Annotated in this window: 20 protein-coding genes and 1 riboswitch; of the genes, 12 read left to right on the top strand and 8 right to left on the bottom strand. The window is 69.4% G+C overall.

Annotated elements, in window-relative coordinates; all coding sequences use genetic code 11:
• Positions 1-56: 56 nt before the first annotated feature.
• On the bottom strand, positions 57-692 hold the full coding sequence (locus ABD908_RS18470; RefSeq protein WP_344998641.1) for a hypothetical protein: 636 nt from the start codon (positions 690-692) through the stop codon (positions 57-59).
• Between the two features lie 73 nt (positions 693-765).
• On the opposite strand from ABD908_RS18470, the gene ABD908_RS18465 reads away from it, so the two are divergent.
• On the top strand, positions 766-2052 hold the full coding sequence (locus tag ABD908_RS18465) for an adenylosuccinate synthase (RefSeq protein WP_344998639.1): 1287 nt from the start codon (positions 766-768) through the stop codon (positions 2050-2052).
• A gap of 262 nt (positions 2053-2314) precedes the next feature.
• Here the strand turns inward: ABD908_RS18465 and ABD908_RS18460 are convergent, their stop codons facing one another.
• Both ABD908_RS18460 and ABD908_RS18455 read right to left on the bottom strand, forming a co-directional pair.
• Positions 2315-3265, bottom strand: a complete 951-nt coding sequence (locus ABD908_RS18460) for a carbohydrate kinase family protein (protein WP_344998637.1) — start codon at positions 3263-3265, stop codon at positions 2315-2317.
• Complete coding sequence (locus ABD908_RS18455) at positions 3265-4659, bottom strand: sugar porter family MFS transporter (RefSeq protein WP_344998635.1); 1395 nt, start codon at positions 4657-4659, stop codon at positions 3265-3267. Before ABD908_RS18455 ends, ABD908_RS18460 begins: the two co-directional genes overlap by 1 nt.
• A gap of 139 nt (positions 4660-4798) precedes the next feature.
• Here ABD908_RS18455 and purT point away from each other — a divergent pair, with 139 nt between their 5' ends.
• Positions 4799-6457, top strand: coding sequence for a formate-dependent phosphoribosylglycinamide formyltransferase (purT, locus tag ABD908_RS18450; protein ID WP_344998633.1), 1659 nt, complete (start codon positions 4799-4801; stop codon positions 6455-6457).
• A 43-nt stretch (positions 6458-6500) separates the two neighbouring features.
• On the opposite strand, the gene ABD908_RS18445 is transcribed toward purT, so the two are convergent.
• Complete coding sequence (locus ABD908_RS18445; RefSeq protein ID WP_344998631.1) at positions 6501-7217, bottom strand: siderophore-interacting protein; 717 nt, start codon at positions 7215-7217, stop codon at positions 6501-6503.
• 212 nt (positions 7218-7429) lie between these two features.
• On the bottom strand, positions 7430-8818 hold the full coding sequence (locus ABD908_RS18440) for an FAD-dependent oxidoreductase (protein WP_344998629.1): 1389 nt from the start codon (positions 8816-8818) through the stop codon (positions 7430-7432).
• A gap of 150 nt (positions 8819-8968) precedes the next feature.
• Here ABD908_RS18440 and ABD908_RS18435 point away from each other — a divergent pair, with 150 nt between their 5' ends.
• The 4 genes from ABD908_RS18435 (at position 8969) to ABD908_RS18420 (ending at position 12667) form a co-directional block, all read left to right on the top strand.
• Complete coding sequence (locus tag ABD908_RS18435; RefSeq protein ID WP_344998627.1) at positions 8969-9439, top strand: Rv0361 family membrane protein; 471 nt, start codon at positions 8969-8971, stop codon at positions 9437-9439.
• A complete protein-coding gene (locus tag ABD908_RS18430; RefSeq protein WP_344998625.1) occupies positions 9436-9849 on the top strand; it encodes a rhodanese-like domain-containing protein in 414 nt (137 codons plus the stop codon). Before ABD908_RS18435 ends, ABD908_RS18430 begins: the two co-directional genes overlap by 4 nt.
• Positions 9850-9860: 11 nt before the next feature.
• Positions 9861-11066, top strand: a complete 1206-nt coding sequence (locus ABD908_RS18425) for an O-succinylhomoserine sulfhydrylase (protein ID WP_344998623.1) — start codon at positions 9861-9863, stop codon at positions 11064-11066.
• A 434-nt stretch (positions 11067-11500) separates the two neighbouring features.
• Positions 11501-12667: an RtcB family protein gene (locus tag ABD908_RS18420; RefSeq protein WP_344998621.1), complete on the top strand. Its 1167-nt coding sequence runs from the start codon at positions 11501-11503 to the stop codon at positions 12665-12667.
• A gap of 67 nt (positions 12668-12734) precedes the next feature.
• Here ABD908_RS18420 and ABD908_RS18415 read toward each other — a convergent pair whose 3' ends face one another.
• Positions 12735-13517, bottom strand: a complete 783-nt coding sequence (locus tag ABD908_RS18415) for an HAD-IIA family hydrolase (RefSeq protein ID WP_344998619.1) — start codon at positions 13515-13517, stop codon at positions 12735-12737.
• A 208-nt stretch (positions 13518-13725) separates the two neighbouring features.
• Here ABD908_RS18415 and ABD908_RS18410 point away from each other — a divergent pair, with 208 nt between their 5' ends.
• Positions 13726-14202, top strand: a complete 477-nt coding sequence (locus ABD908_RS18410; RefSeq protein WP_344998617.1) for a hypothetical protein — start codon at positions 13726-13728, stop codon at positions 14200-14202.
• A gap of 29 nt (positions 14203-14231) precedes the next feature.
• Here the strand turns inward: ABD908_RS18410 and ABD908_RS18405 are convergent, their stop codons facing one another.
• Positions 14232-15302 (bottom strand): isochorismate synthase, encoded by a 1071-nt coding sequence (locus ABD908_RS18405; RefSeq protein WP_344998615.1) that lies wholly within the window; start codon positions 15300-15302, stop codon positions 14232-14234.
• Positions 15303-15429: 127 nt separating this feature from the next.
• A riboswitch (SAM riboswitch) is annotated at positions 15430-15545 on the top strand.
• 54 nt (positions 15546-15599) lie between these two features.
• On the opposite strand from ABD908_RS18405, the gene ABD908_RS18400 reads away from it, so the two are divergent.
• The 3 genes from ABD908_RS18400 to ABD908_RS18390 are packed head-to-tail and all read left to right on the top strand — an operon-like array spanning position 15600 to position 17850.
• The gene (locus ABD908_RS18400; RefSeq protein ID WP_344998613.1) at positions 15600-16916 is read left to right on the top strand and encodes an aminotransferase class V-fold PLP-dependent enzyme; all 1317 of its coding nucleotides are present in this window, start codon (positions 15600-15602) and stop codon (positions 16914-16916) included.
• 4 nt (positions 16917-16920) lie between these two features.
• Positions 16921-17304, top strand: a complete 384-nt coding sequence (locus tag ABD908_RS18395) for a hypothetical protein (protein WP_344998611.1) — start codon at positions 16921-16923, stop codon at positions 17302-17304.
• A 51-nt stretch (positions 17305-17355) separates the two neighbouring features.
• A complete protein-coding gene (locus ABD908_RS18390; RefSeq protein WP_344998609.1) occupies positions 17356-17850 on the top strand; it encodes a YbaK/EbsC family protein in 495 nt (164 codons plus the stop codon).
• Between the two features lie 81 nt (positions 17851-17931).
• On the opposite strand, the gene ABD908_RS18385 is transcribed toward ABD908_RS18390, so the two are convergent.
• On the bottom strand, positions 17932-18540 hold the full coding sequence (locus tag ABD908_RS18385; RefSeq protein WP_344998607.1) for a cysteine hydrolase family protein: 609 nt from the start codon (positions 18538-18540) through the stop codon (positions 17932-17934).
• 289 nt (positions 18541-18829) lie between these two features.
• Here ABD908_RS18385 and ABD908_RS18380 point away from each other — a divergent pair, with 289 nt between their 5' ends.
• Complete coding sequence (locus ABD908_RS18380; protein ID WP_344998605.1) at positions 18830-19381, top strand: MarR family winged helix-turn-helix transcriptional regulator; 552 nt, start codon at positions 18830-18832, stop codon at positions 19379-19381.
• Positions 19378-21170 (top strand): MDR family MFS transporter (locus ABD908_RS18375; RefSeq protein ID WP_344998603.1); only part of this gene is annotated, 1793 nt, incomplete at its 3' end. The genes ABD908_RS18380 and ABD908_RS18375, both read left to right, overlap by 4 nt.

Raw genomic sequence — 21170 nt, 5'->3', positions numbered from 1 at the left:
GATCCGTGCGGGTGCGAACAGGCCTGCACGCGGGTCCAGACGGATCCGGGGCCGGGTCAGGAGATGAGGATCCAGTCGTCGGTGTGGCGGTAGAAGGTCGCCCGCGTCAGCACCGCCGGGTCCGGCCTGCCGTCGCGGGTCACGACCAGCTCCACCGCCCCCGTCTGCGCGGCGCGACCGGTCAGCCACCGTCGGCGCAGGGGCTCCTTGACCCGCGCGCGCACGCCCGCCCCCTCGCCCGTGGCCTCCACCAGGACGCCCTTGGCGCGCCCGCTGAACAGCCGCGCCGAGTCGACGAAGGTCTCCCCGATGAGTGCGCCACCGTCGGGTCCTGTGATCTTTGCCTGCCCGACCAGCACCGCCCCGCGGTCGTCTCGGATCAGTGGCACCGCGCGCGGCGTGCCGTTGAGCGGATCGCCCGGGTGGTAGACACCGGCCGCGCGCGAACCGTCGGCGGGCAGGAAGCCGATCTCGACATCGAGCCGTTCCGCGGCCAGCAGGCGAGCCAGCACGCCCGCCAGGAGTAGGTCGGGGCCAGCTACCACGATCCGTTTGGGAAACGTGAGTTTGGACTTCAGCTCCGGCTTCACGGTCTGCAGATCGACGGTGATGGTCTTCAGCTCGCTCAGCGGCCCGGGGACGGGTACGTCCGGGGCGCGCACAACGATGGTGCTGTCGGTCACGGCGCTCACCGCACCTACTGTAAAGTCGCGGTACGGCTCGTGGGTATCCGAGGTGGTTACCGGGCCGGAAGGAGATCGTCCGATGCCTGCGATCGTGCTGATCGGCGCCCAATGGGGAGATGAAGGTAAGGGTAAGGCGACCGACCTCTTCGGGGAGAAGCTCCAGTGGGTGGTCCGGTACCAGGGTGGTAACAACGCAGGTCACACGGTGGTCCTGCCGAACGGCGACAAGTTCGCCCTCCATCTGATCCCGTCGGGAATCCTCACCCCGGGTGTCAAGAACGTGATCGGCAACGGCGTCGTGGTCGATCCGTCGGTGCTGCTGAACGAGCTCGAGGGGCTGGAGCAGCGGGACGTCGACACCTCCGGCCTGCTGATCTCGGCCGATGCTCACCTCCTGATGCCGTACCACGTGGCCATCGACAAGGTCACCGAGCGGTTCCTCGGCAACCGGAAGATCGGGACCACCGGCCGCGGCATCGGCCCCTGCTACCAGGACAAGATCGCGCGCGTGGGCGTGCGGGTCGCCGACGTCCTCGACGAGTCGATCCTCACCCAGAAGGTCGAGGCGGCACTCGAATACAAGAACCAGGTGCTGTCGAAGATCTACAACCGCAAGGCGCTCGACCCGCAGCAGGTGGTCGAGGAGACGATCGGGCTCGCCGAGCACTTCCGCCACCGCATCGCCGATACGCGGCTCGAGCTGAACCAGGCGCTCGAGCGGGGCGAGACGGTGCTGTTGGAGGGGTCGCAGGGCACCCTGCTCGACGTCGACCACGGCACCTACCCCTATGTGACCTCGTCCAACCCCACCGCGGGTGGCGCGTCCGTCGGGTCGGGAATCGGCCCCACCCGCATCACGACGGTGCTCGGGATCCTCAAGGCGTACACCACGCGGGTCGGCTCGGGTCCGTTCCCGACGGAGCTGCACGACGAGTGGGGCGAGTACCTCGCCAAGACCGGCGGCGAGGTCGGTGTGACCACCGGGCGTGCGCGGCGCTGCGGCTGGTTCGACGCCGTGATCGCGCGGTACGCGACGCGCGTCAACGGCATCACCGACTTCTTCCTCACCAAGCTGGACGTGCTCAGCTCGATGGAGCGCGTGCCGATCTGCGTGGCCTACGAGATCGACGGTGTCCGCCACGACGACATGCCGATGACGCAGTCCGAGCTGCACCACGCCACGCCGATCTACGAGACGATGCCCGGCTGGTGGGAGGACATCAGCGAGTGCCGCACGTTCGAGGACCTGCCGAAGAACGCACAGGACTATGTGCTGCGCCTCGAGGAGTTGTCCGGAGCGTTCATGTCGTGTATCGGCGTCGGCCCCGGGCGGGACCAGACCATCGTGCGACGCGAGATCGTCTAGCCCACAACGGCATTCGCGCCGCGGGGTCGGCGACGGTGAGCGCCACGCCCCACGTTCGCCGGCGTGCCACCGGATGGCGCCGTCCGGCCGGGCGGTATGCAGGGGCGGGGAGAAGTCCCGTCGATTGTATCGGCTGTATCGGCGCCCGCGTGACGAACGCGCGCCCCCGGCGAGGCCCCGCAGCCGGGGTCGAATGCGACGGTGCATCCTGGCACGCAGCAGGGCCCGTGGCGTGCCAGGACGCACTGCCGTGCGGGTCGGCCTACCGGAACGTCGGATCCTTCGCCCGCACGTCCCGCACCTCCGCCATCGTCGGGGCATAGGCGCCCGCCCGGCTCACGGTGAGCGCCGAGGTGATGACTGCGCGGTGCAGCGCCGGCTGCACGTCGCTCCATGTCGTCGCCCGAAGGCGGCGGGCGGCGGACCGCGAACCCAGGTAGCCGGCGTCCAGCAGCCCGGACACCAGGCCGGCCATGAACGAGTCGCCGGCGCCGACGGTGTCGGCCACCTCGACGGTCAGCTGATCCACGTGCAGCATGTCGCGGTTCCCGGACAGCAGGGCGTAGGCGCCCCACGGACCGCGGGTCACGACCACCATCGCGGGTCCGGCGGCGATCCAGCGCCGCATCACGTCCTCGACGGGCTCACCCGGGTACAGCCAGTCGAGGTCCTCATCGCTGGTCTTGACCAGATCGGAGAGGCCGATGATCTGCTCGATCCTCGGGCGTACCAGGTCCGGAGTGCCCATCAGCGCGGGCCGGATATTGGGGTCGTACGAGACCGTGGCGTGATCGCGGATGTGACTGACCACGTCGAGCAGTCCGTCGGCGCCGGGCGGCAGGGTCGCGGCGAAACTGCCCGTGTGCAGGTGCCCGAACCGCTCCAGCCGGTCGACCGGTGGGACCTCCCAGGTGAGTGCGAAATCGTATGTGGCGCGCCCGTCCTGATCGACGTGGGCGTTCGCCACCGGCGTGGCGGGGGCCTCCTCGCTGCCCGGGACGATATCGACGCCTGCGTCCCGGGCGGCGGCGGTGATCCGGCGGCCCCGCTCGTCGCGTCCCCACCACGACAGGATGGACGCCGGATCGCCCAGCGCCGCGATGCCGCATGCGACGTTGAACAGGCTGCCGCCCACGTGCTCCTCCGGAGCGACGTCCGGCCGGAGGACGATGTCGATGAGCGCCTCGCCCAAACACAGTGTGCGATCGGCCATCAGGCGCTCTTCGCGAACGTCGCATGCTTCGAATCGGACGACAGTCCCAATCGGTCCTCCATCTCCTCGAGCGGGATGCCCTTGGTCTCGGGCATCACGCGTAGCACCCAGATCAGCTGGCCGACCATGACGATGAAGAAGATCAGGAAGGCCACGCCGCCGCCGAGGGCACCGATGATCGGCGGGAACGCGAACGTCGTGATCGCCGCCCACGTCCAGTGCGTCAGACTACCGAGCGACTGTCCGCGGCCGCGGATCCGGTTGGGGAAGATCTCGGAGATGAACACCCAGATCACTGCGCCCTGACCGAATGCGTGTGCGGCGATGAACACCATGAGACCCAGTAGCACGAGAACCGAAGACGTGCTGTTGAAATGACCCTCGTACCTGAACATCACGGCGCTCAGGAAGCCGAGCGAGATCAGGTACCCGATCGAGCCGACCAGCATCAGCTTGCGGCGGCCGAGCTTGTCGATCACCGTGAGCGCCGCCATGGTGGCCACGAGGTTCATTGCACCGACCGCGATGGACATCAGATAGGAGGCGTTGTCGCTGGCGCCGGCGTCCTGCATCACCTTCGGCGCGTAGTACAGGATCGCGTTGATGCCGGACATCTGGTTGAAGAACGCGATCGCCATCGCCAGCAGGATCACCTTGCGGTGACCGCGCGTGAAGAACGGGGACTTCGCCGACACCGACTGCTCCGCGAGCGACTGACGGATCTCCGCCATCTGCGCGTCCACCTCCTGCTGCGTCGAGCACAACTGCTCCGACGTCGCTCGAGCGGCGTCCCACTGTCCGTTCGCCGCGAGCCAGCGCGGGGTCTCCGGCACGGATGGCAGGAGCAGCAGGAAGGCCGCCGCGGGAACGACCATCACGCCGAGCATCCAGCGCCACGCCGATCCGTCGTCGCCGCCGTGGACCACGGCGCGGATGATCGCGTTCGAGGCGTACGCCACCAGGATTCCGAGCACGATGTTGAACTGCACCAGGCCCACCAGCTTGCCGCGCTGCGCGGGTGGGGCGACCTCCGCGGTGTAGATCGGCGCGCACACACTGGACGCGCCGACCCCCAGGCCACCGAGGAAGCGGAACACCATCAGGACCGACACGTCCGACGCCAGAGCGGAGCCGATGGCGCCCACGACGTACAGGGCGCCGATGACGTACAGGACCTTCTTGCGGCCGTAGCGGTCGGCGGGCTTGCCTGCGACGAGGGCGCCGACGATGGTCCCGATCAGGGCCGTCGTGACCATGAATCCCAGCTTCGTGTCGCTCAATCCGAACTGGTGCTGGATCGCCTTCTCTGCGCCGGATATGACGGTGGTGTCGAAGCCGAAGATGAGACCTCCGACGGCAGCGACCACTGCGCTGCGGATTACTAGAGCCTTCACAGGGGTCAAAATATGCCCGCATGAGTCGATTCGAGTGCTTTCGTCGAATTCGATCGCACTCTCACTCAACCGGGCGCGGATCCCACACGAATGCCTGCGGACGGCGCAGCCGGTCGCCGAGTTTGCGATGATGGAGCGCATGACGAACCTACCGAGCGGTATCGGCAGTCCGCGGATCGGGACGGCGCTCACGCCGGGGGCGACGCGTGTGCTGCTCCTCGGTGCCGGGGAACTCGGCAAGGAGGTGATCATCGCGTTCCAACGGCTGGGCGTCGAGACGATCGCCGTCGATCGCTACGAGAACGCGCCGGGCATGCAGGTCGCGCACCGCAGCCATGTGATCGACATGACCGACCCGGCCGCCGTCCGAGCCGTGATCGACGCCGAGCGGCCGGATCTCGTGATCCCCGAGATCGAGGCGATCGCCACCGATGCGCTGGTCGAGGTGGAGGCGGCGGGGGACGTCGAGGTGATCCCCACCGCCCGCGCGGTGGCGCTGACGATGGACCGTGAAGGTATCCGCCGGCTCGCGTCCGAGGAACTCGGCCTGCCGACGTCGCCGTACCGATTCGCCTCCAGTGCCGACGAACTCGCCGCTGCGGCGCACGACATCGGCTTCCCGTGCGTGGTGAAACCCTTGATGTCGAGTTCGGGCAAGGGCCAGACGGTGGTCCGTGCGCCGGACGAGACCCAGGCCGCCTGGGACGCCGCGGCGAGCGGCGCGCGGGTCTCGGGCGGGCGGGTGATCGTCGAGGGTTTCGTCGACTTCGATTACGAGATCACGCTGCTCACGGTGCGAGTGTGGGATCCGGAGCGGGGGCGCGTGGTGACCCGGTTCTGTGAGCCGATCGGGCACCGACAGTCGGGCGGCGACTACGTGGAGTCGTGGCAGCCGCAGCCGATGAGTCAGAATGCCTACGATGCAGCCACTTCCGTGGCCGGACGGATCGCGACGGCGCTCGGCGACGGTGGCTCGGGCGGTCGCGGGGTGTTCGGCGTCGAGCTGTTCGTCAAGGGTGACGACGTGTACTTCTCCGAGGTGTCGCCGCGCCCGCACGACACCGGCCTGGTGACGCTCGGCTCGCAGCGGCTGAGTGAGTTCGAGTTGCACGCCCGTGCCGTTCTGGGGCTGCCGGTGGACACGTCGCTGATGTCGCCCGCGGCGTCGGCGGTGATCTACGGGGGGATCGACAGTGATTCAGCGGCATTCGACGGCGTCGCCGATGCGCTGACGGTGCCGGAGAGCGAGATCCGGTTGTTCGGCAAGCCGAAGGCGTACGCGAAGCGGCGGATGGGAGTCGCGGTCGCGACCGCGGACACCATCGATGTCGCGCGGCGTAACGCCGCGGAGGCCGCGAGCCGCGTGCGCGTCGTGGACAGCTCGGCGCCCGCCGTCGAGGCCGCGCCGGAGACCGCGGCAGTGTCGGTCCAGCGGCCCGCGCCGGTCGCCGACGACGGTGTCACGCGCGCCATACAGGTGCCCGCGCAGGGCGGTCAGGCCCGGCCGCCCCTGCCATCTCAGCAGCCGCCGCCACCGTCGGGTCGGGGCCCGGGTCCGCAGGGCCAGGTTCCCCCGGGTGCGGGGCTCGCGGGTCTCGCCCAGGCATCGTCGGTGCCGGCACGCCCCGTACCGATGCAGCCCGCGCCGCGGCCGCCGCTGAATCCCCAGTCCCCGCAGCAGGATCCGCTGGCGGAGTCGGGAGGTTCGGGTGGCGATGAGGCATATGATCACAACCCGCCCACCGCGCTGGGGCTCGCGCCGCAGCGTCCGGTCCGGCCGACCCGTCCGATCGAGTGACCTGGGCGTGCCGACCCGACCTGGCCTATCGGTCCGACCTGGCCTATCGGTCCAACCAGTAGGCCTGCGACTTGACGTGGGTCTTCGCGAGTGTCGCCTGCCGCTTGGCCGCTTTGACCGACTCGCGGGTGGCGCGGGACTCGGCGGCCACCCAGACGAAGGCGTCGGGTCTCACCCCGGCGGCCGCGACGGCATCGACGAGGCCGGCGCCGCGGTCGGTGCGGGGGACCCACGTGACTTCGCCGCCGCGTACCGGTAGCTCGCGCTCCTGCTCGTGCTGGTATTCGAGGAACACCCGCGCCGGTGCATTCGCCGCGTCGAGCAGCGAGTTGATCGCTGGCAGCGACGCGGCGTCGCCGACCAGCACGTATTCCGTGGGCGGCGTCTCCGGGAAGTCGAAGTTCGAGCCCATCAGTGTGGCGCCGATGGTGTCGCCGGGCTCGGCGTCGACGGCCCACCGTGGCGCGGGCCCGTCGTGGACCGCGAACTCGATGGTGAACTCGTCACCGTCGGGCTCGACGATCGTGTAGCCGCGCTGGACCAGCGTGCCCTCGTCGTCGTCTGCGCTGGCCGCACCGCTCTTCGGAATCCACAGGCGTACCCACATCGTGGGATACCACGGGTGCCCTGCGAGAAAACCCTCGCCGGAGAACCGGATACGGTGGAAATGATCATTGACCCGCTCCTTCGACACCACCGTGAACACGTAGTCGTCGGCGCGCAGCGCCTTGAGGATCAGTCCCGTCACGCCTCGTCCCATGAACTGAGCCTACCCTAAGTTGAGGTACGCCCGCGGTGCACGCGTCAGCGGGCCGGTGCTGCGTAGTCGGCGCCCCCACGAATACGGTGTGTCCCGACGGTGCGGCTGAGGGGGTGGCCGCAATCGGACCGGCTGCGATGGTGGGTTCATGGCTGACGAGACGGGGAAGGGGCGCGACCGGATCGGTCGCGCCCCTTCCATCGGGACAAGCCCTACGCCTGCTGCACCTTGGCGGGCTCGGAGGCGGCCAGCATGTCGTGCCGCTCCACGACCTTGACGCGCTCGCGCCCCTCGGCCTCACCCAGGCTGCGCTCGTGCTCATCGAGGCGATACCAGCCGTCCCACGTGGTGTACGGCGTCTCGTGATCGTCGAGCCACGTGGTCACCGCCTCGGGGTCCGGCTCGGCGGGGGTGTTCAGCCGACCGGCGTGGAAGTCCTCGAGGAGGCACGCGACGGTCTCGTTGGCGTCGCCCTTGGTGTGGCCGATGAGGCCGACGGGGCCGCGCTTGATCCAGCCGGTGGTGTACACCGACTGGAGATGCTCACCACCGTCGATCACGCGGCCGGCCTCGTTGGGGATCACGCCGGCCTGGTCGTCCCAGGGGATGTCGGGTAGATCGTTGGACAGATAGCCGACCGCCCGGTACACGGCGCCGACCTCCCAGTCGGTGGTGCGGCCGGTCCCGCGGACGTTGCCGTCGCCGGTCAGCTCGGTGCGTTCCGTCCGCAGGCCCACCACCTTGCCGTCCTCGCCGAGGATCTCGACGGGCGACTCGAAGAGGTGGATGAACAGCTTGTGCGGCCGGTCGTTGCCCTCGCGGATCGCGTAGTTCTCCAGGATCGTGGCCACCTGGTCGGTGATCTTCGACTGGCGTCGCGCGGTGGCGGAGCCCTCGTCGTACTCGATGTCCTCGGGGCTGACGATCACCTCGATGGTCTCCGAGTGGTCCAGCTCCTTGAGCTCGAGCGGAGTGAACTTCACCTGCGCCGGCCCGCGGCGACCGAACACGTGCACCTCGACGGCCTTGTTCTCCTTGAGGCCCTCGTAGACGTTCGGCGGGATCTCTGTGACCAGCAGCTCGTCCGCGGTCTTCGCCAGCACGCGGGCCACGTCGAGGCCCACGTTGCCGACACCCAGCACGGCGACCTTCTCGGCGTCGAGCGGCCATTCGCGCGGGAAGTCCGGGTGCCCGTCGTACCAGGCCACGAACTCGGCGGCACCGTAGCTGCCGTCGAGCTCGATGCCCGGGATGTCGAGTGTGCGGTCGGCGACCGCGCCGGTGGAGAAGATCACGGCGTCGTAGTGGCGGCGCACGTCCTCCATCGTGAAGTCCTTGCCGAAGTCCAGGTTGCCGAGGAGGCGCACCTGGGGCTTGTCGAGGACCTTGTGCAGCGCGGTGATGATGCCCTTGATGCGCGGGTGGTCCGGCGCGACGCCGTACCGGATCAGGCCGAACGGGGCGGGCATCTTCTCGAACAGGTCGATGCTGACGCCAGAGTCCTTGGCCTCATCGGACTTCATCAGTGCGTCCGCCGCGTAGATCCCGGCGGGCCCGGCGCCGACGATGGCGATGCGCAACGGGCGGTTCGGATCGGTCATATAGCTTCGGTTACCTTTGTCAGCAGCTCTGCGGTTGTCGTCCCCTCCAGGTTAGTTCGGGCTAATCGCAGATCCCTATTCCGGGGGAGCGACTGAGCGGAATCGAACAGTCGCGCGACCCGCCAGGCGATGCGAGCGAGGGTGATGACCGTGCCGAAGGCAAGCCAGGGGCGACCGGCCGAGCGCGGCGGTGGTGGTCTGTCCGCGGCCCCGTTCGTGGTGGCGTTGGTGGTGGCCGTCGTGGGGATCGGCGGCGTCCTGCTCTGGAACACCGTCCGACCTGCGAAAGACCGGCTCAACGACCCCGCGCAGATCCAGGTGACCATCGGGCAGTACTACGGCGCGCTGAACAAGGGGCGGTACGCGGACCTGGTCGCCAACACGTGCGCGAAGGATCGTCAGGCACCGTCGTTCCCCCCGGAGAAGGGCTTCGCCGACGCACGCAAGGCGGCCGTCGACAAGGACGGCGACGTCAAACTGGACGCCGGTGATGTGACGAAACTCACTGTCTCGGGCGACACCGCGACCGCGAACCTGGTGCTGCATTACGCCAAGCTTGGGGAGCAGACGCAGCACGCGAAGTTCGTCCGCGAGGGCGGGAAGTGGAAGATGTGCTCATGAGCTATGCCGGAGACCTCACCCCCGCCGCGACCTGGGAGTTGCTGCAGGGCGATGCGAGCGCCATCCTCGTCGACTGCCGCACCGACGCCGAGTGGAACTATGTCGGCGTCCCCGACCTCGTGAGGTTGGGCAAGCAGCTGGTGTTGGCGCAGTGGCAGACCTTTCCCGATGGTGAGCTGAACTCGCGATTCGTTGCCGACCTGCGGCGGGCCGGGGTCACCGACGGGGTGCCGGTCGCCTTCATCTGCCGGTCGGGCCATCGGTCGATCGGGGCGGCCGAGGCCGCGACCCGCGCGGGCATCGGCCCGGCGTACAACGTGCTCGACGGCTTCGAGGGGCCGCTGGGCGAGGACGGTCACCGTGGCGTCGCCGGGTGGCGCGCGGTGGGCCTGCCCTGGCGGCAGTTCTAGAATCTGGCGTCGTGACCAACTTCGACTCGTCCCTGCCCGACGGCGTCGCCTATGAGACCCTCGCGGTGCGGGGCGGCCTTCTGCGCTCGAACTTCGAGGAGACCTCGGAGGCGCTGTACCTGAACTCCGGGTACACGTACACCAGCGCGGCTGCGGCGGAGGCGGCGTTCAAGGGTGATATCGACCGGTTCGTCTACTCCCGCTACGGCAACCCCACGACGGCCGTCTTCGAGGAGCGACTGCGGTTGCTCGAGGGGGCCGAGGCGTGCTTCGCGACGGCGACGGGGATGTCGGCGGTGTTCACCGCGCTCGGCGCGCTGCTGAAGGCCGGCGATCGCCTCGTCGCCGCGCGGTCGCTGTTCGGGTCGTGCTTCGTCGTGTGCAACGAGATCCTGCCGCGGTGGGGGATCGAGACCGAGTTCGTGGACGGCGAGGACCTGGCGCAGTGGGAGCGGGCGCTGTCGACCCCGGCGCAGGCGGTGTTCTTCGAGACCCCGGCGAACCCGATGCAGACGATGGTCGACATCGCCGCCGTGTCCGAGCTGGCGCACGCCGCCGGTGCCCAGGTCGTGGTCGACTCCGGCTTCACGCCCGTCGGCGTGCAGAAGTCCCTCGAGCTGGGGGCCGACGTGATCGTGCACTCCGGCACCAAGACTATGGACGGGCAGGGCCGCGTCATGGGCGGCGCGATCCTGGGCACGCGCGAGTACGTCGACGGACCCGTGCAGACCCTGATGCGGCACACCGGCCCTGCCCTCGCGCCGTTCAACGCGTGGGTGCTGCTCAAGGGACTCGAGACGCTGTCGCTGCGCGCGGAGAAGTCGATGGCGAGCGCGTTGCGGATCGCCGAGTTCCTGGACACGCACCCGGGTGTCGAGTGGACGCTGTACCCCTTCCTCGAGTCGCACCCGCAGCACGAGCTCGCCAAGCGCCAGATGTCCGGCGGCGGAACGGTGATCACGTTCGCGCTGGCCGACGCCGACGGACTCTCCGGCAAGGACCGCGCCTTCGCGGTACTGGACGCGCTGCAGATCGTCGACATCTCGAACAACTTCGGCGACGCCAAGTCGCTCATCACCCATCCGGCCACCACCACCCACCGCGCCATGGGCCCCGACGGCCGCGCCGCCATCGGCCTGACCGACGGGACCGTGCGCCTGTCGGTGGGGCTGGAGAACGTCGACGACCTGATCGCGGACCTCGATCGCGCGCTGTAGCCCAGGTGTCCTGGCGCTATTGATCCCGAGCCGAGGTCTACGCGACCGAAAGGTGCTGCCGCGGTGGGATGAACTGCAGCGCGAGCACTTTTCGGTCGCGTAGGCGATGTGGACGATGTGTGTCGACGCCGAGCCTTCCGCAGCGCCGCATCGTCACCGTTGCGGCTGCGAGCGGGCGCTGCCCGAGCCGTAAATCCGTTGCGCGGCTTGTCGGGCCGCACCTAACCTGAGCGCTATGGCTATGTCGAACTCGCGGCGACTGCGGTACCTCCTCCAGGGGTACCGCCGGTTCCACGTGCTCGCATAGCCTGCGGCGCCCGGGCCGGGGCTCATTCAGCCGGTCCGGGACCTTCTGCGCTGCATGCGCATCCTCTCGGTCGGCGAGAAACCATCGCACAGAGAGGAATCCGTGCCACCGCCGGTGGTACGACGACATGGAGAAGATCGACAAGCGCTTGATCTCGTGGGCGTCCATCCTGGACGACAAGACCCGCGAGCAGGCGATCACCACGGCGAAGCTGCCGTTCATCTACCCACACATCGCACTGATGCCCGACGCCCACCTGGGCAAAGGGGCCACAGTGGGCTCGGTGATCCCTACGCTCGGCGCCGTCATCCCGGCGGCCGTCGGCGTGGACATCGGCTGCGGGATGATCGCTGTGCGAACCCAGTTCACAGTCGACCACCTGCCGACCGACCGGTCGCCCGTGCGCGACGCGATCGAGCGCGCGGTGCCGCTGTCGTTCGGTCGGTACAACCGCAAGGTCGTCGCGACCGCAGAGCCGAGGATCATCGAGCTGGAGGCGCTCGCCGAGCGCGCCGGGTTCGATCCCGACTCGTACACCGGGAGCTGGCGGCTGCAGTTGGGGACGTTGGGCTCCGGCAACCACTTCATCGAGTTGAGCAGGGATCGGGCCGGCAACGTGTGGGCCTTCCTGCACTCCGGATCCCGCGGAGTCGGCAACAAGATCGCGCAGCACCACATCGCCGTCGCGGCCCGCCTGTGCAAGCAGTGGTGGATCGACCTGCCCGACCCCGACCTGGCCTACCTCGTCGAGGGCACGGACGAGTTCCGTCGCTACATCGCCGAGCTGACCTGGGCGCAGCGGTTCGCCGCGCTCAATCGCGAGGAGATGATGGACCGCGTGCTGCGCCAGGTCGGTGAGTGGGTGGGGACGCCGGTCGTCGAGGTCGAGAGGGTGAACTGTCACCACAACTTCACCAAGCGGGAGAAGCACTTCGGCAAGGACGTGTGGGTGTCCCGTAAGGGAGCGATCCAGGCGGACGAGGGCCGGCCGGGGTTGATCCCCGGGTCGATGGGCACGGCGTCCTACGTCGTATCCGGCAAGGGTGACCTGCTGGCGCTGAACAGTTCCCCGCACGGCGCGGGCCGCGAGTACTCGCGGTCGGCGGCACGCCGGACGTTCACGCACGAGCAGCTGCGGGAGGCCATGGCGGGCATCGAGTTCCGTGACGACGCGGCCTTCATCGACGAGATCCCGCAGGCGTACAAGCCGATCGACCGCGTGATGGCCGACGCGGCCGACCTGGTCGAGGTTCGAGCGACGCTGCGCCAGTTGGTGAATGTCAAGGGGCAGTAGGCCGGTGCTCAGCGGGTCGCGGATGGTCCGCCTAGCGACCCATCCGCAACTCGCTGCGCCGCGAGCCTCACGCGAAGGGATCCGCCGTGTGGCCGACCAGGTCGGCGACGGAGTCGACCACCAGGGTCGGACGGTAGGGGAACTGCTCCATCGTGGCGTGGGTGGTGATCCCCGTCATCACGAGGATCGTCCGGAGCCCGGCTTCGAGCCCGCACACGATGTCGGTGTCCATGCGGTCGCCGATCATCAGCGTGGTCTCGGAGTGGGTTCCCAAGGCGCGCAACGCAGAACGCATCATCAGCGAGTTCGGCTTGCCCACGTAGTACGGGTTGCGGCCGGTGGCCTCCCGGATCAAGGCGGCCACCGCGCCGGTCGCGGGCAGCGAGCCCTCCTTCGACGGGCCGGTCGGGTCCGGGTTGGTCGCGATGAACCGGGATCCGCGCTCGATCAGCCGGATCGCCGTGGTGATCGCCTCGAACGAGTAGGTCCGGGTCTCGCCCAGCACGACGTAGTCCGGGTCGCTCTCGGTCATCACATACCCGGCGTCGTGCAGCGCCGTGGTGAGCCCGGACTCGCCGACCACGTACGCGCTGCCACCCGGCCGCTGGTCGGCGAGGAATTTCGCCGTGGCCAGCGCCGACGTCCAGATCTTCTCCTCGGGGATGTCCAGTCCGCTCGACAGTAGGCGCGCCCGCAGATCCCGGGGCGTGCGGATCGAGTTGTTGGTCAGCACCATGTACGGGGTCTCGGACGCGGTGAGCTCGGCGATGAATGCATCCGCGCCGGGGATCACGTGCTCCTCGTGCACCAGCACGCCGTCCATGTCCATGAGGTAGTGCCAATGCGCCATGGCCCAACACTATCGGCGAAGGAGGTTACCGGCGGGTCGGGTGGCCTCCGCCACTACGGATCTCGCCGATGCGGCTGTTGCGCACCTCGGACCATAGGATGGGGGCGTGGCGGACCTCGGTGAACCCCCGGTCGGGCATGTCGTTCATCTCGTGACGCGTTTTCCGGAGTCGGCGCGACCCCCTGCGGCGATGCGATACGCGCCACGGATGAGTGATCGTGCGCGCGGCGTGATGGTGGCGGTATCGGCCGTCGGAACGGTGATCGGGCTGGCAGGGCTCTCGGTGCTGTGGACGCAACCGATGCCGGGCTGGTGGTTCACGGCCGTGTTCACGGTGATGATCGTGGTCGTTCTGGCCGGATTCTGGGCCGCCTACCTGACGTCGATCGCCCGGGCCAGGCGCGAGCGGGACTCCGCGCGAGCGTGGACGACCAGGTGCGCCGGGGCTCGGATGGCGGCGGGGCGCGTCACCGCGCGGGACGTCGCGCTCGCCGAGTCGGGCGGCGTATCCGGCTTCACCCTCGAGGTCACGCCCGACGCGGGACCGCCGCTGACGGCGCGCTGGCACGGCGGCGCGGAGCGGCTGCTGCAGACCCAGGTGCCCGACATCGGTGCGCCGGTCCGGGTGTGGACCGCCGACTGGATGGCGGTCGTGGAGGCGGGCGACCCCACCGTCGTCGCCTGAGCCGCGTTCCACGACCGACGAGACACGACCTACACCCCCAGCGCCCGCAGCACCGTCCCGAATTTCGCTGTCGTCTCGTCGTACTCGGCGTCGGGGTCGCTGTCGGCCACGATGCCGCCTCCGGCCCACGCGCGCACGCGACCCTCGGCGGGGCGCAGCTCGGCGCACCGCAGCGCGACCATCCATTCGCCGTTCCCGTCGGAATCGGCCCACCCGACGGAGCCCCCGTAGAACCCCCGCGGCCCCTCGAGCTCGGCGATCGTGGCGCGCGCGGCGTCGGCGGGCGTCCCGCACACCGCCGGCGTCGGGTACAGGGTGAGCGCCACATCGAGCGCCGTCGTCGCCCGGGCGAGCCGCCCGCGGATCGGCGTCCACAGATGCCAGACCTGCGGCGTCGAGGCGACCTGCGGCACCGTCGGCACCTCCAGCTCGCTGCACAGCGGCGCCAGGCGCTCCGCGATCCAGTCGACCACGAACGCGTGTTCCTCGCGGTCCTTCGCCGACGCGAGCAGCGCCTCGGCGGCGGCCCGGTCCTGCGCCTCGGTGGCGCCGCGGGCGACGGTGCCGGCGAACGGCGCGCAGAACACCCGCGATCCCTCGGTGCGCACCAGCGACTCCGGCATCGAGCCGGCGAGCACGGCACCGTCGTACTCCGGGCCGGCGGCGGACAGGTCGGCGAGATAGGCGTCGCCGTCCTGGGATCCCGCGAGGAGGCGGTCGAAGACCTCGGCGGGGTCGAGCTCGCCATCGGCGCGCAGTTCGATGGCGCGGGCGAGGACCACCTTGCCCAACTCGCCGGCGCGGATCCGCGCGACGGCGACGGCGACGCGGGCGCGGTGCTCGGCGCGGGTGGTCACGTCGCAGCGGTTGAACCGGGGGAGCGGGCGGCCGGCGAACAGTGGCAGAGGGCCGGCGTGGAAGGTCGCGTCCGCGGGCGTCACCAGGGCGGCGGGGTCGGCGTGGTCGAACGGCAGCGCCCCGACGACGAGGCCCACCCGCTCGGCCGCCAGCGCGGCGGCGGCTGCGTGCGGGTCCGTGAACGCGGCGTCTACGCCGTCGGCCAGCAGGGACCGGCCGGGTCGGGACAGGGCGAATCTCACGGGCCGACGCTACCCGCCGCAACCTGAGAGTCTCCCGGTTCCCTCGGCGGCACGCTCCGGGCCGATTGGATGGCAGTGTGATTCGAATTGTTGACCGACACCGCATCGATGGCGCATCCTCGACTCAGGTCATGAGTGCCAGCGACAAGCCCCGGCTCGCTGGTCGGCAACCCTCCTCCGCGGTGGGGTGCTCCGGGTGACGACCTGGCCGCACCACACGAACGTGTGCGGCAAGCGCGGATTCACCGGCGGTGTCATCTTCCGGTGAGTCCTTACGACACGTGAGGAAAGAATCTGATGACCGCTGTGCTCGAGACCCCCGTCCTGGCCCGCCACGAGGCCGCCCGCAACACCACGCTGCGCGACGACGCCGCCCCCTGCCCTGCGGGGCCTGTCACCGTCGGACCGCTGGCGGTGGTCTCCGGCGCCGCCGAGTACGTGCCGCTCACCGACGGGGCCACCGTTCGCTACGCGAATCTCGACTACGCCGCCAGCGCGCCGGCCCTCGAGGCCGTCCAGCGCGCGGTCGCCACCGCCCTCGGCGAGTACGCCAGCGTGCACCGCGGCGCTGGCTACCTCTCGCAGCGTTCCACCGCTCGGTACGAGTCGGCGCGCGCCACGGTCGCCGAGTTCGTCGGTGCTCGCGACGATGACCACGTCATCTTCACAGGCAACACCACGGACTCGCTCAACCTGCTCGCGCGCTGCGTCCCCGGCGAGGTGGTGGTGCTCGACGCAGAGCACCACGCGAACCTGCTGCCGTGGCAGCACGGCGGCGTGCGGGTGGTGTGCGCCCCGCTGTCGATCGAGGGGACGCTGGCGGCCGTCGAGGCTGAGCTGTCCCGGCGCCCCGCGGCGCTGCTGTCGGTGACCGGCGCGTCCAACGTGACCGGCGAGGTACTGCCGGTGCGGCGGCTGGCCGCGATCGCGCACCGATACGGCGCACGGATCTGCGTGGACGCCGCCCAACTGGCCCCGCACCGTCGGATTTCGTTGCGAGACAGCGGGATCGACTACCTCGCCTTCTCCGGCCACAAGCTCTACGCGCCGTACGGTGCGGGCGTGCTCGTGGGCCGGGCGGACTGGCTCGACGATGCCGACCCCTACCGCTACGGCGGTGGCGCCACCTACGAGGTGATCGGGAAGCCCGTCGCCCGCTCGGTCGAGGTCGCCTGGCACACGGGGCCCGCACGCCACGAGGCCGGCTCGCCCAACGTGCTCGGCGCCGTGGCGATCGCCGCGGCGGCCGTCGAGCTGACCAGGCTCACCGACGAGGCCGCGGAGCACGAGCGGTTCCTCACCGAGCTGCTGTCCGCGGGTCTGGCCGACATCGACGGGGTCCGCGAGCTGCGCATCTGGGTGGACTCGGTCGAGCGGGTCGGGATCGTCGCGTTCACCGTCGACGGTGTCGCGCCCCGCGAGGTCGCCGAGTACCTCTCCGACCAGCACGGCATCGGCGTGCGGGACGGCAGGTTCTGCGCGCACCCGATCGTCGCCCGCCTCGGGGTGCCAGACGGTGCCGTGCGCGCCAGCCTCGGCCTCGGGACCACGGAAACCGATGTCCGCCGCCTGGTGGATGCCATCGCCGAGCTCGTCACTGGAAGGAACAAGTAGTCCTATGACCACCTCCGCCCGCCCAGCCCTGGTCGTCGCCGTCGAGGGCGCCTCCGCAGTCTCCGGCCTCACGCGTTTCCGCGCCGCCGATCTGCGCCGTGCGCAGCTCGAGCGGGGCTATCTGCGGGCGGACGCCGAGCGCGACGGCCGTGACCCGGACGCAGTCGTGGCGGCGCTCGAGGTGGACGTGGTGCTGGACGAGCGCGCGGCCGACGCCCGCGCCGCGTACGTCGGTCCCGGCGACGGCGTCACCTACGTCGGCACGCCCCATGGGCTGCGGTCGCTGATCGAGGACGTCTACGCCGCGGAGGTGGCCGACGCGGTGGTGCTGCGGCCGGTGGGCGGAGCGCGGACGGCGGAGCTGATCGCCGGCCTGCTCGCGGCGTAGCAGGGGCCGCAGCTCGACGGGGCGGCGGAAGGATCTGACATCCTTGGGGGTATGCCGGATCCTGCCGCCGCGCCCTTCGACTTCTCCGCCCGAACCCGCGAGGTGATCGCCGCGCTGGCTGCGGCAGGTCACCCGAACACGGTGCAACGCACGGATTCCGCGCCGACGGCGACGGCCGCCGCGGCCGCGCTCGGGTGTGCGGTGGGCGCGATCACCAACAGCCTGGTGTTCATGGCGGACGCTGCTCCGCTCCTGGTGCTGTCGTCCGGGGCGCACCGCGTCGACACCGCGGGGCTCGCGGCGCGATTGGGCCGCACTCGGATCAAGCGGGCCACGCCGGAGCAGGTGCGGGTGGCGTCCGGGCAGGTGATCGGGGGCGTCTCTCCGGTGGGCCACCCCGCGCCGCTCGAGACGGTGATCGACGAGTCCCTGCGCGACTACCCGACGCTGTACGCGGCGGCGGGGGAGCACGACGCGATCTTCGCGACCACATTCGACGCGCTGGTGGCACTCACCGGTGCACGGGTGGTGCAGACCGCGGAGTGAGTGGTCAGGTTCTCGGCCGCTGCGGACGGGTGTCCTCGTGACGGCGTTGCCGGCTCGCTGTGGCCGTGATCCCGACCAGGCCTACAGCGGTACCTCGCCCGATTCCATCGGCAGCGAGAACATCGGGTAGTCGAAGCTGATCGCGTTGTCGTGCTCGGCCACCGACGTGGCCGCGACGCAGTCGGTCAGGGTGATCACGCGATACCCGTTCTCGTAGGCCGAGCGCATCGTCGACTCTACGCAGCAGTTGGTGAGGAACCCGCCGAGGATGACGGTGTCGATGCCCTTGCTGCGCAGGATGAAGTCGAGGTTGGTGCTCGCGAACGTGTCCAGCCCGCGCTTGCCCTCGATCACGATGTCCCCGTCGGCGGGCGTGAGTTCGTCTACGATCGCCGCGCCCCACGTGCCCTTCACGAACGCATTGCCCTCGACGACGCCGGCGAGGATTCCGTAGGGATGGCGCGTCAGCTCGGCGTAGCCGGGCGCGAAGCTGATCGGTGCGTGCATCACGGTGACGCCGGCCGCGCGGGCCCGATCGACGAATGCCACCGTCCGCGCCAGCATGCCGGTCTTGTCCATGACCTCGGCGACCGCGCCGTGGAGGACGCCACCCTCCGACGTGAACTCGTTCTGGTATTCGATGAGCACGACCGCGGTCCTGGTCGGGTCGAGTTCGAGCTGATCGGACATGCCGCTCCTTCCTCGCGAAATATGGATATGACCTACATCACATCGGTGCCATCATTCAAGCATGGCGTGTCGGTGTGATGTTGCTTACGGTCGCGTGCGATATCGCCTGCTCTGCAACATCTTTGCGAAGTCATTACTGTTTCCCAAGGGGATGAAATAGTTGTACGCTGCATCTAGTTGTTTGCAGGGTGCACGTTTGGTGCCGGAAGAAGTCTGGAAGAGAACCTTGAACCACAGTCCACGATCGCAGCAGGTAGATGCTGACGCGCGCGCGGACCAGATCGAGTCGATGGTGCAGATCATCATCGCGCTGACCCGCCTGAAGGAACGGTCGGTCGCCGTCACGAGGCACGCCGTCGACGCCGACGGTGTCGAGATCGCGGCCTACCACGCGCTGTTCGAGTTGGTCCGGGTCGGCCCGTGCCGGTCCTCGGACCTCGCGGACCGGACGCACACGGACCCGTCGACCACCAGCCGGCACGTATCGACGCTGGTCGACCTCGGCCTGGCGGAGCGGTCGCCCGATCCGCGGGACCGGCGTGCGTCACTCGTGTCGGTCACCCCGGAGGGGCGGTCCAAGTGCGAGGCCGTCCGCCGGTCGCGTAACGAGCGGCTCGCGCCGATGCTCGCCGAATGGTCGGACGCTGACATCGAGGCCTTCATCGACCTGAACTCCCGCGTTCTCGAGGGGTTCGAACAACTGATGGCGGAGCGTGTGCAGGACCGCAGGCGCTGCGCCACCACCGACTCCGGCGAACTGCACGTCAGCACAACCGAAGTATCAGCACGCGAGGACGGCCGGCCCGTCGCCCACGCCTCAGGGGAAGGCTCAGACCGATGACCACCGCCACCGCCGATAAGGCGAGTGCCCACCAAGAGGGTGCGCCGGGTGTGTTCACGCACCGGCAGATCCTCTTGATCCTGTCGGGGCTGATGCTCGGCATGTTCCTGGCGGCGCTCGACCAGACCATCGTGTCGACCGCCATGCGCACCATCGCCGACGACCTGCACGGCTACCAGGAGCAGGCCTGGGTCACCACGGCCTACCTGATCACCTCGACCATCGTCACGCCGCTGTACGGCAAGCTGTCCGACATCTACGGGCGCAAACCGTTCTTCATGTTCGCGATCATCGTCTTCGTGATCGGGTCGGCGATGTGCAGCTTCTCGACATCGATGTACGAGCTGGCCGCGTTCCGCGCCTTCCAGGGCCTCGGCGCGGGCGGCCTCATGTCGCTGGCGCTGACCATCATCGGTGATGTGGTCCCGCCGCGGGAACGTGCCAAGTACCAGGGCTACTTCCTCGCCGTGTTCGGCACCAGTTCGGTGCTCGGCCCGGTGCTCGGAGGCCTGCTCTCGGGCGCGAACTCGATCCTGTGGATCACCGGCTGGCGTTGGGTGTTCCTGGTCAACGTTCCGATCGGCGTCATCGCCCTGGCCGTGGTGTTCCGTGTGCTCAACCTTCCGCACACGCATAAGCGCGGCGTCCGGATCGACTGGGGCGGCGCGGTGATGCTGACCGTCGGTGTGGTCCCGCTGCTGATCGTCGCCGAGCAGGGCCGCGACTGGGGCTGGGGCTCTGTCGGGTCCGTCATCTGCTACGTGATCGGCGTCGTCGGCGTCCTGCTCTTCGTCCTGGTCGAATACCTGATGAAGAACGATGCGATCATCCCGCTGCGGATCTTCAAGAGCGGGATCTTCGCCCAGGGCGTCGTCATCTCGGTCGTGGTCGGCGCGGTGATGTTCGGTGGCCTGTCGCTGCTGCCCCAGTACTTCCAGGTGGTGCACGGCGCTAGCCCGACGAAGTCGGGATTCTTGATGCTGCCCATGGTCGTGGGCCTGATGGCGGGCTCGATCATCTCCGGTCAGATCATCTCGCGCACGGGTAAGTACCGTGTGTTCCCGATCATCGGCGCGGTGCTGCTCACCGGCACGATGTTCGCGATGCACTACGTCTCGGCCGACTCGAAGCAGTGGCTCGTGATGATCGGCGCATTCGTGCTGGGCTTCGGGCTCGGTAACCTGATGCAGCCGCTGACGCTGGCGATGCAGAACATCCTGCCGCCGCGCGATATGGGTGTGTCGACCGCGGCGGCCACGTTCTTCCGTCAGATCGGCGCCACTGCCGGTGTCGCGGTGTTCCTGTCGGTGCTGTTCACGCAGATGGGGCACAAGATGGGGACGCAGATGGCCAGCGCCGCCGGAGACCCCGCCTACCGGGCCGCGCTCCAGCAGGCCGGCAACGGCGCGTTCGGACACACGACGCAGGTCTACGCCGAGGGGCTGCACCACAACCCCGGAGCGGTCATCGGGGGCGTGATGTCGGACACCTCCACCCTGGAGCAGCTGCCGTCGATCCTGGCGCACCCGCTGAAGGCCGGGTTCGCGGGCGCGCTGGACGTCGTGTTCCTCTGGGCCGCGATCCTCTCGATCGTCGGCCTGGTGTTGGTGCTGTTCTGGAGGTCGGTGCCGCTGCGTACCGCCGGTGCCTCGGCGGCAGCCGCGGCCGAGGCAGCCGGCAAGGACGCCACGCAGGCTGCAGGCGCTGTGCAGGCCGACGGTGCCCTCGCCGGCACCGCGGTCGCGACCGCCACCGTGGCGACGGCGGAGATCACCGCCGCGGCGGACGG

This window comes from Tsukamurella soli (assembly GCF_039541155.1).
Taxonomy (GTDB): Bacteria; Actinomycetota; Actinomycetes; order Mycobacteriales; family Mycobacteriaceae; genus Tsukamurella; species Tsukamurella soli.
The sequence above is the reverse complement of the archived record's forward strand: the minus strand, read 5'-3'. Positions and strand labels throughout refer to the sequence as shown.

Coding starts and splice junctions, on each gene's coding strand:
- purT (WP_344998633.1), top strand. CDS start 4,799: ATGACGAACCTACCGAGCGGTATCGGCAGTCCGCGGATCGGGACGGCG.
- ABD908_RS18415 (WP_344998619.1), bottom strand. CDS start 13,517: ATGGCGCATTGGCACTACCTCATGGACATGGACGGCGTGCTGGTGCAC.
- ABD908_RS18390 (WP_344998609.1), top strand. CDS start 17,356: ATGCCGGATCCTGCCGCCGCGCCCTTCGACTTCTCCGCCCGAACCCGC.
- ABD908_RS18420 (WP_344998621.1), top strand. CDS start 11,501: ATGGAGAAGATCGACAAGCGCTTGATCTCGTGGGCGTCCATCCTGGAC.
- ABD908_RS18430 (WP_344998625.1), top strand. CDS start 9,436: ATGAGCTATGCCGGAGACCTCACCCCCGCCGCGACCTGGGAGTTGCTG.
- ABD908_RS18460 (WP_344998637.1), bottom strand. CDS start 3,265: ATGGCCGATCGCACACTGTGTTTGGGCGAGGCGCTCATCGACATCGTC.
- ABD908_RS18440 (WP_344998629.1), bottom strand. CDS start 8,818: ATGACCGATCCGAACCGCCCGTTGCGCATCGCCATCGTCGGCGCCGGG.
- ABD908_RS18380 (WP_344998605.1), top strand. CDS start 18,830: ATGGTGCAGATCATCATCGCGCTGACCCGCCTGAAGGAACGGTCGGTC.
- ABD908_RS18410 (WP_344998617.1), top strand. CDS start 13,726: ATGAGTGATCGTGCGCGCGGCGTGATGGTGGCGGTATCGGCCGTCGGA.
- ABD908_RS18465 (WP_344998639.1), top strand. CDS start 766: ATGCCTGCGATCGTGCTGATCGGCGCCCAATGGGGAGATGAAGGTAAG.
- ABD908_RS18400 (WP_344998613.1), top strand. CDS start 15,600: ATGACCGCTGTGCTCGAGACCCCCGTCCTGGCCCGCCACGAGGCCGCC.
- ABD908_RS18385 (WP_344998607.1), bottom strand. CDS start 18,540: ATGTCCGATCAGCTCGAACTCGACCCGACCAGGACCGCGGTCGTGCTC.
- ABD908_RS18395 (WP_344998611.1), top strand. CDS start 16,921: ATGACCACCTCCGCCCGCCCAGCCCTGGTCGTCGCCGTCGAGGGCGCC.
- ABD908_RS18445 (WP_344998631.1), bottom strand. CDS start 7,217: ATGGGACGAGGCGTGACGGGACTGATCCTCAAGGCGCTGCGCGCCGAC.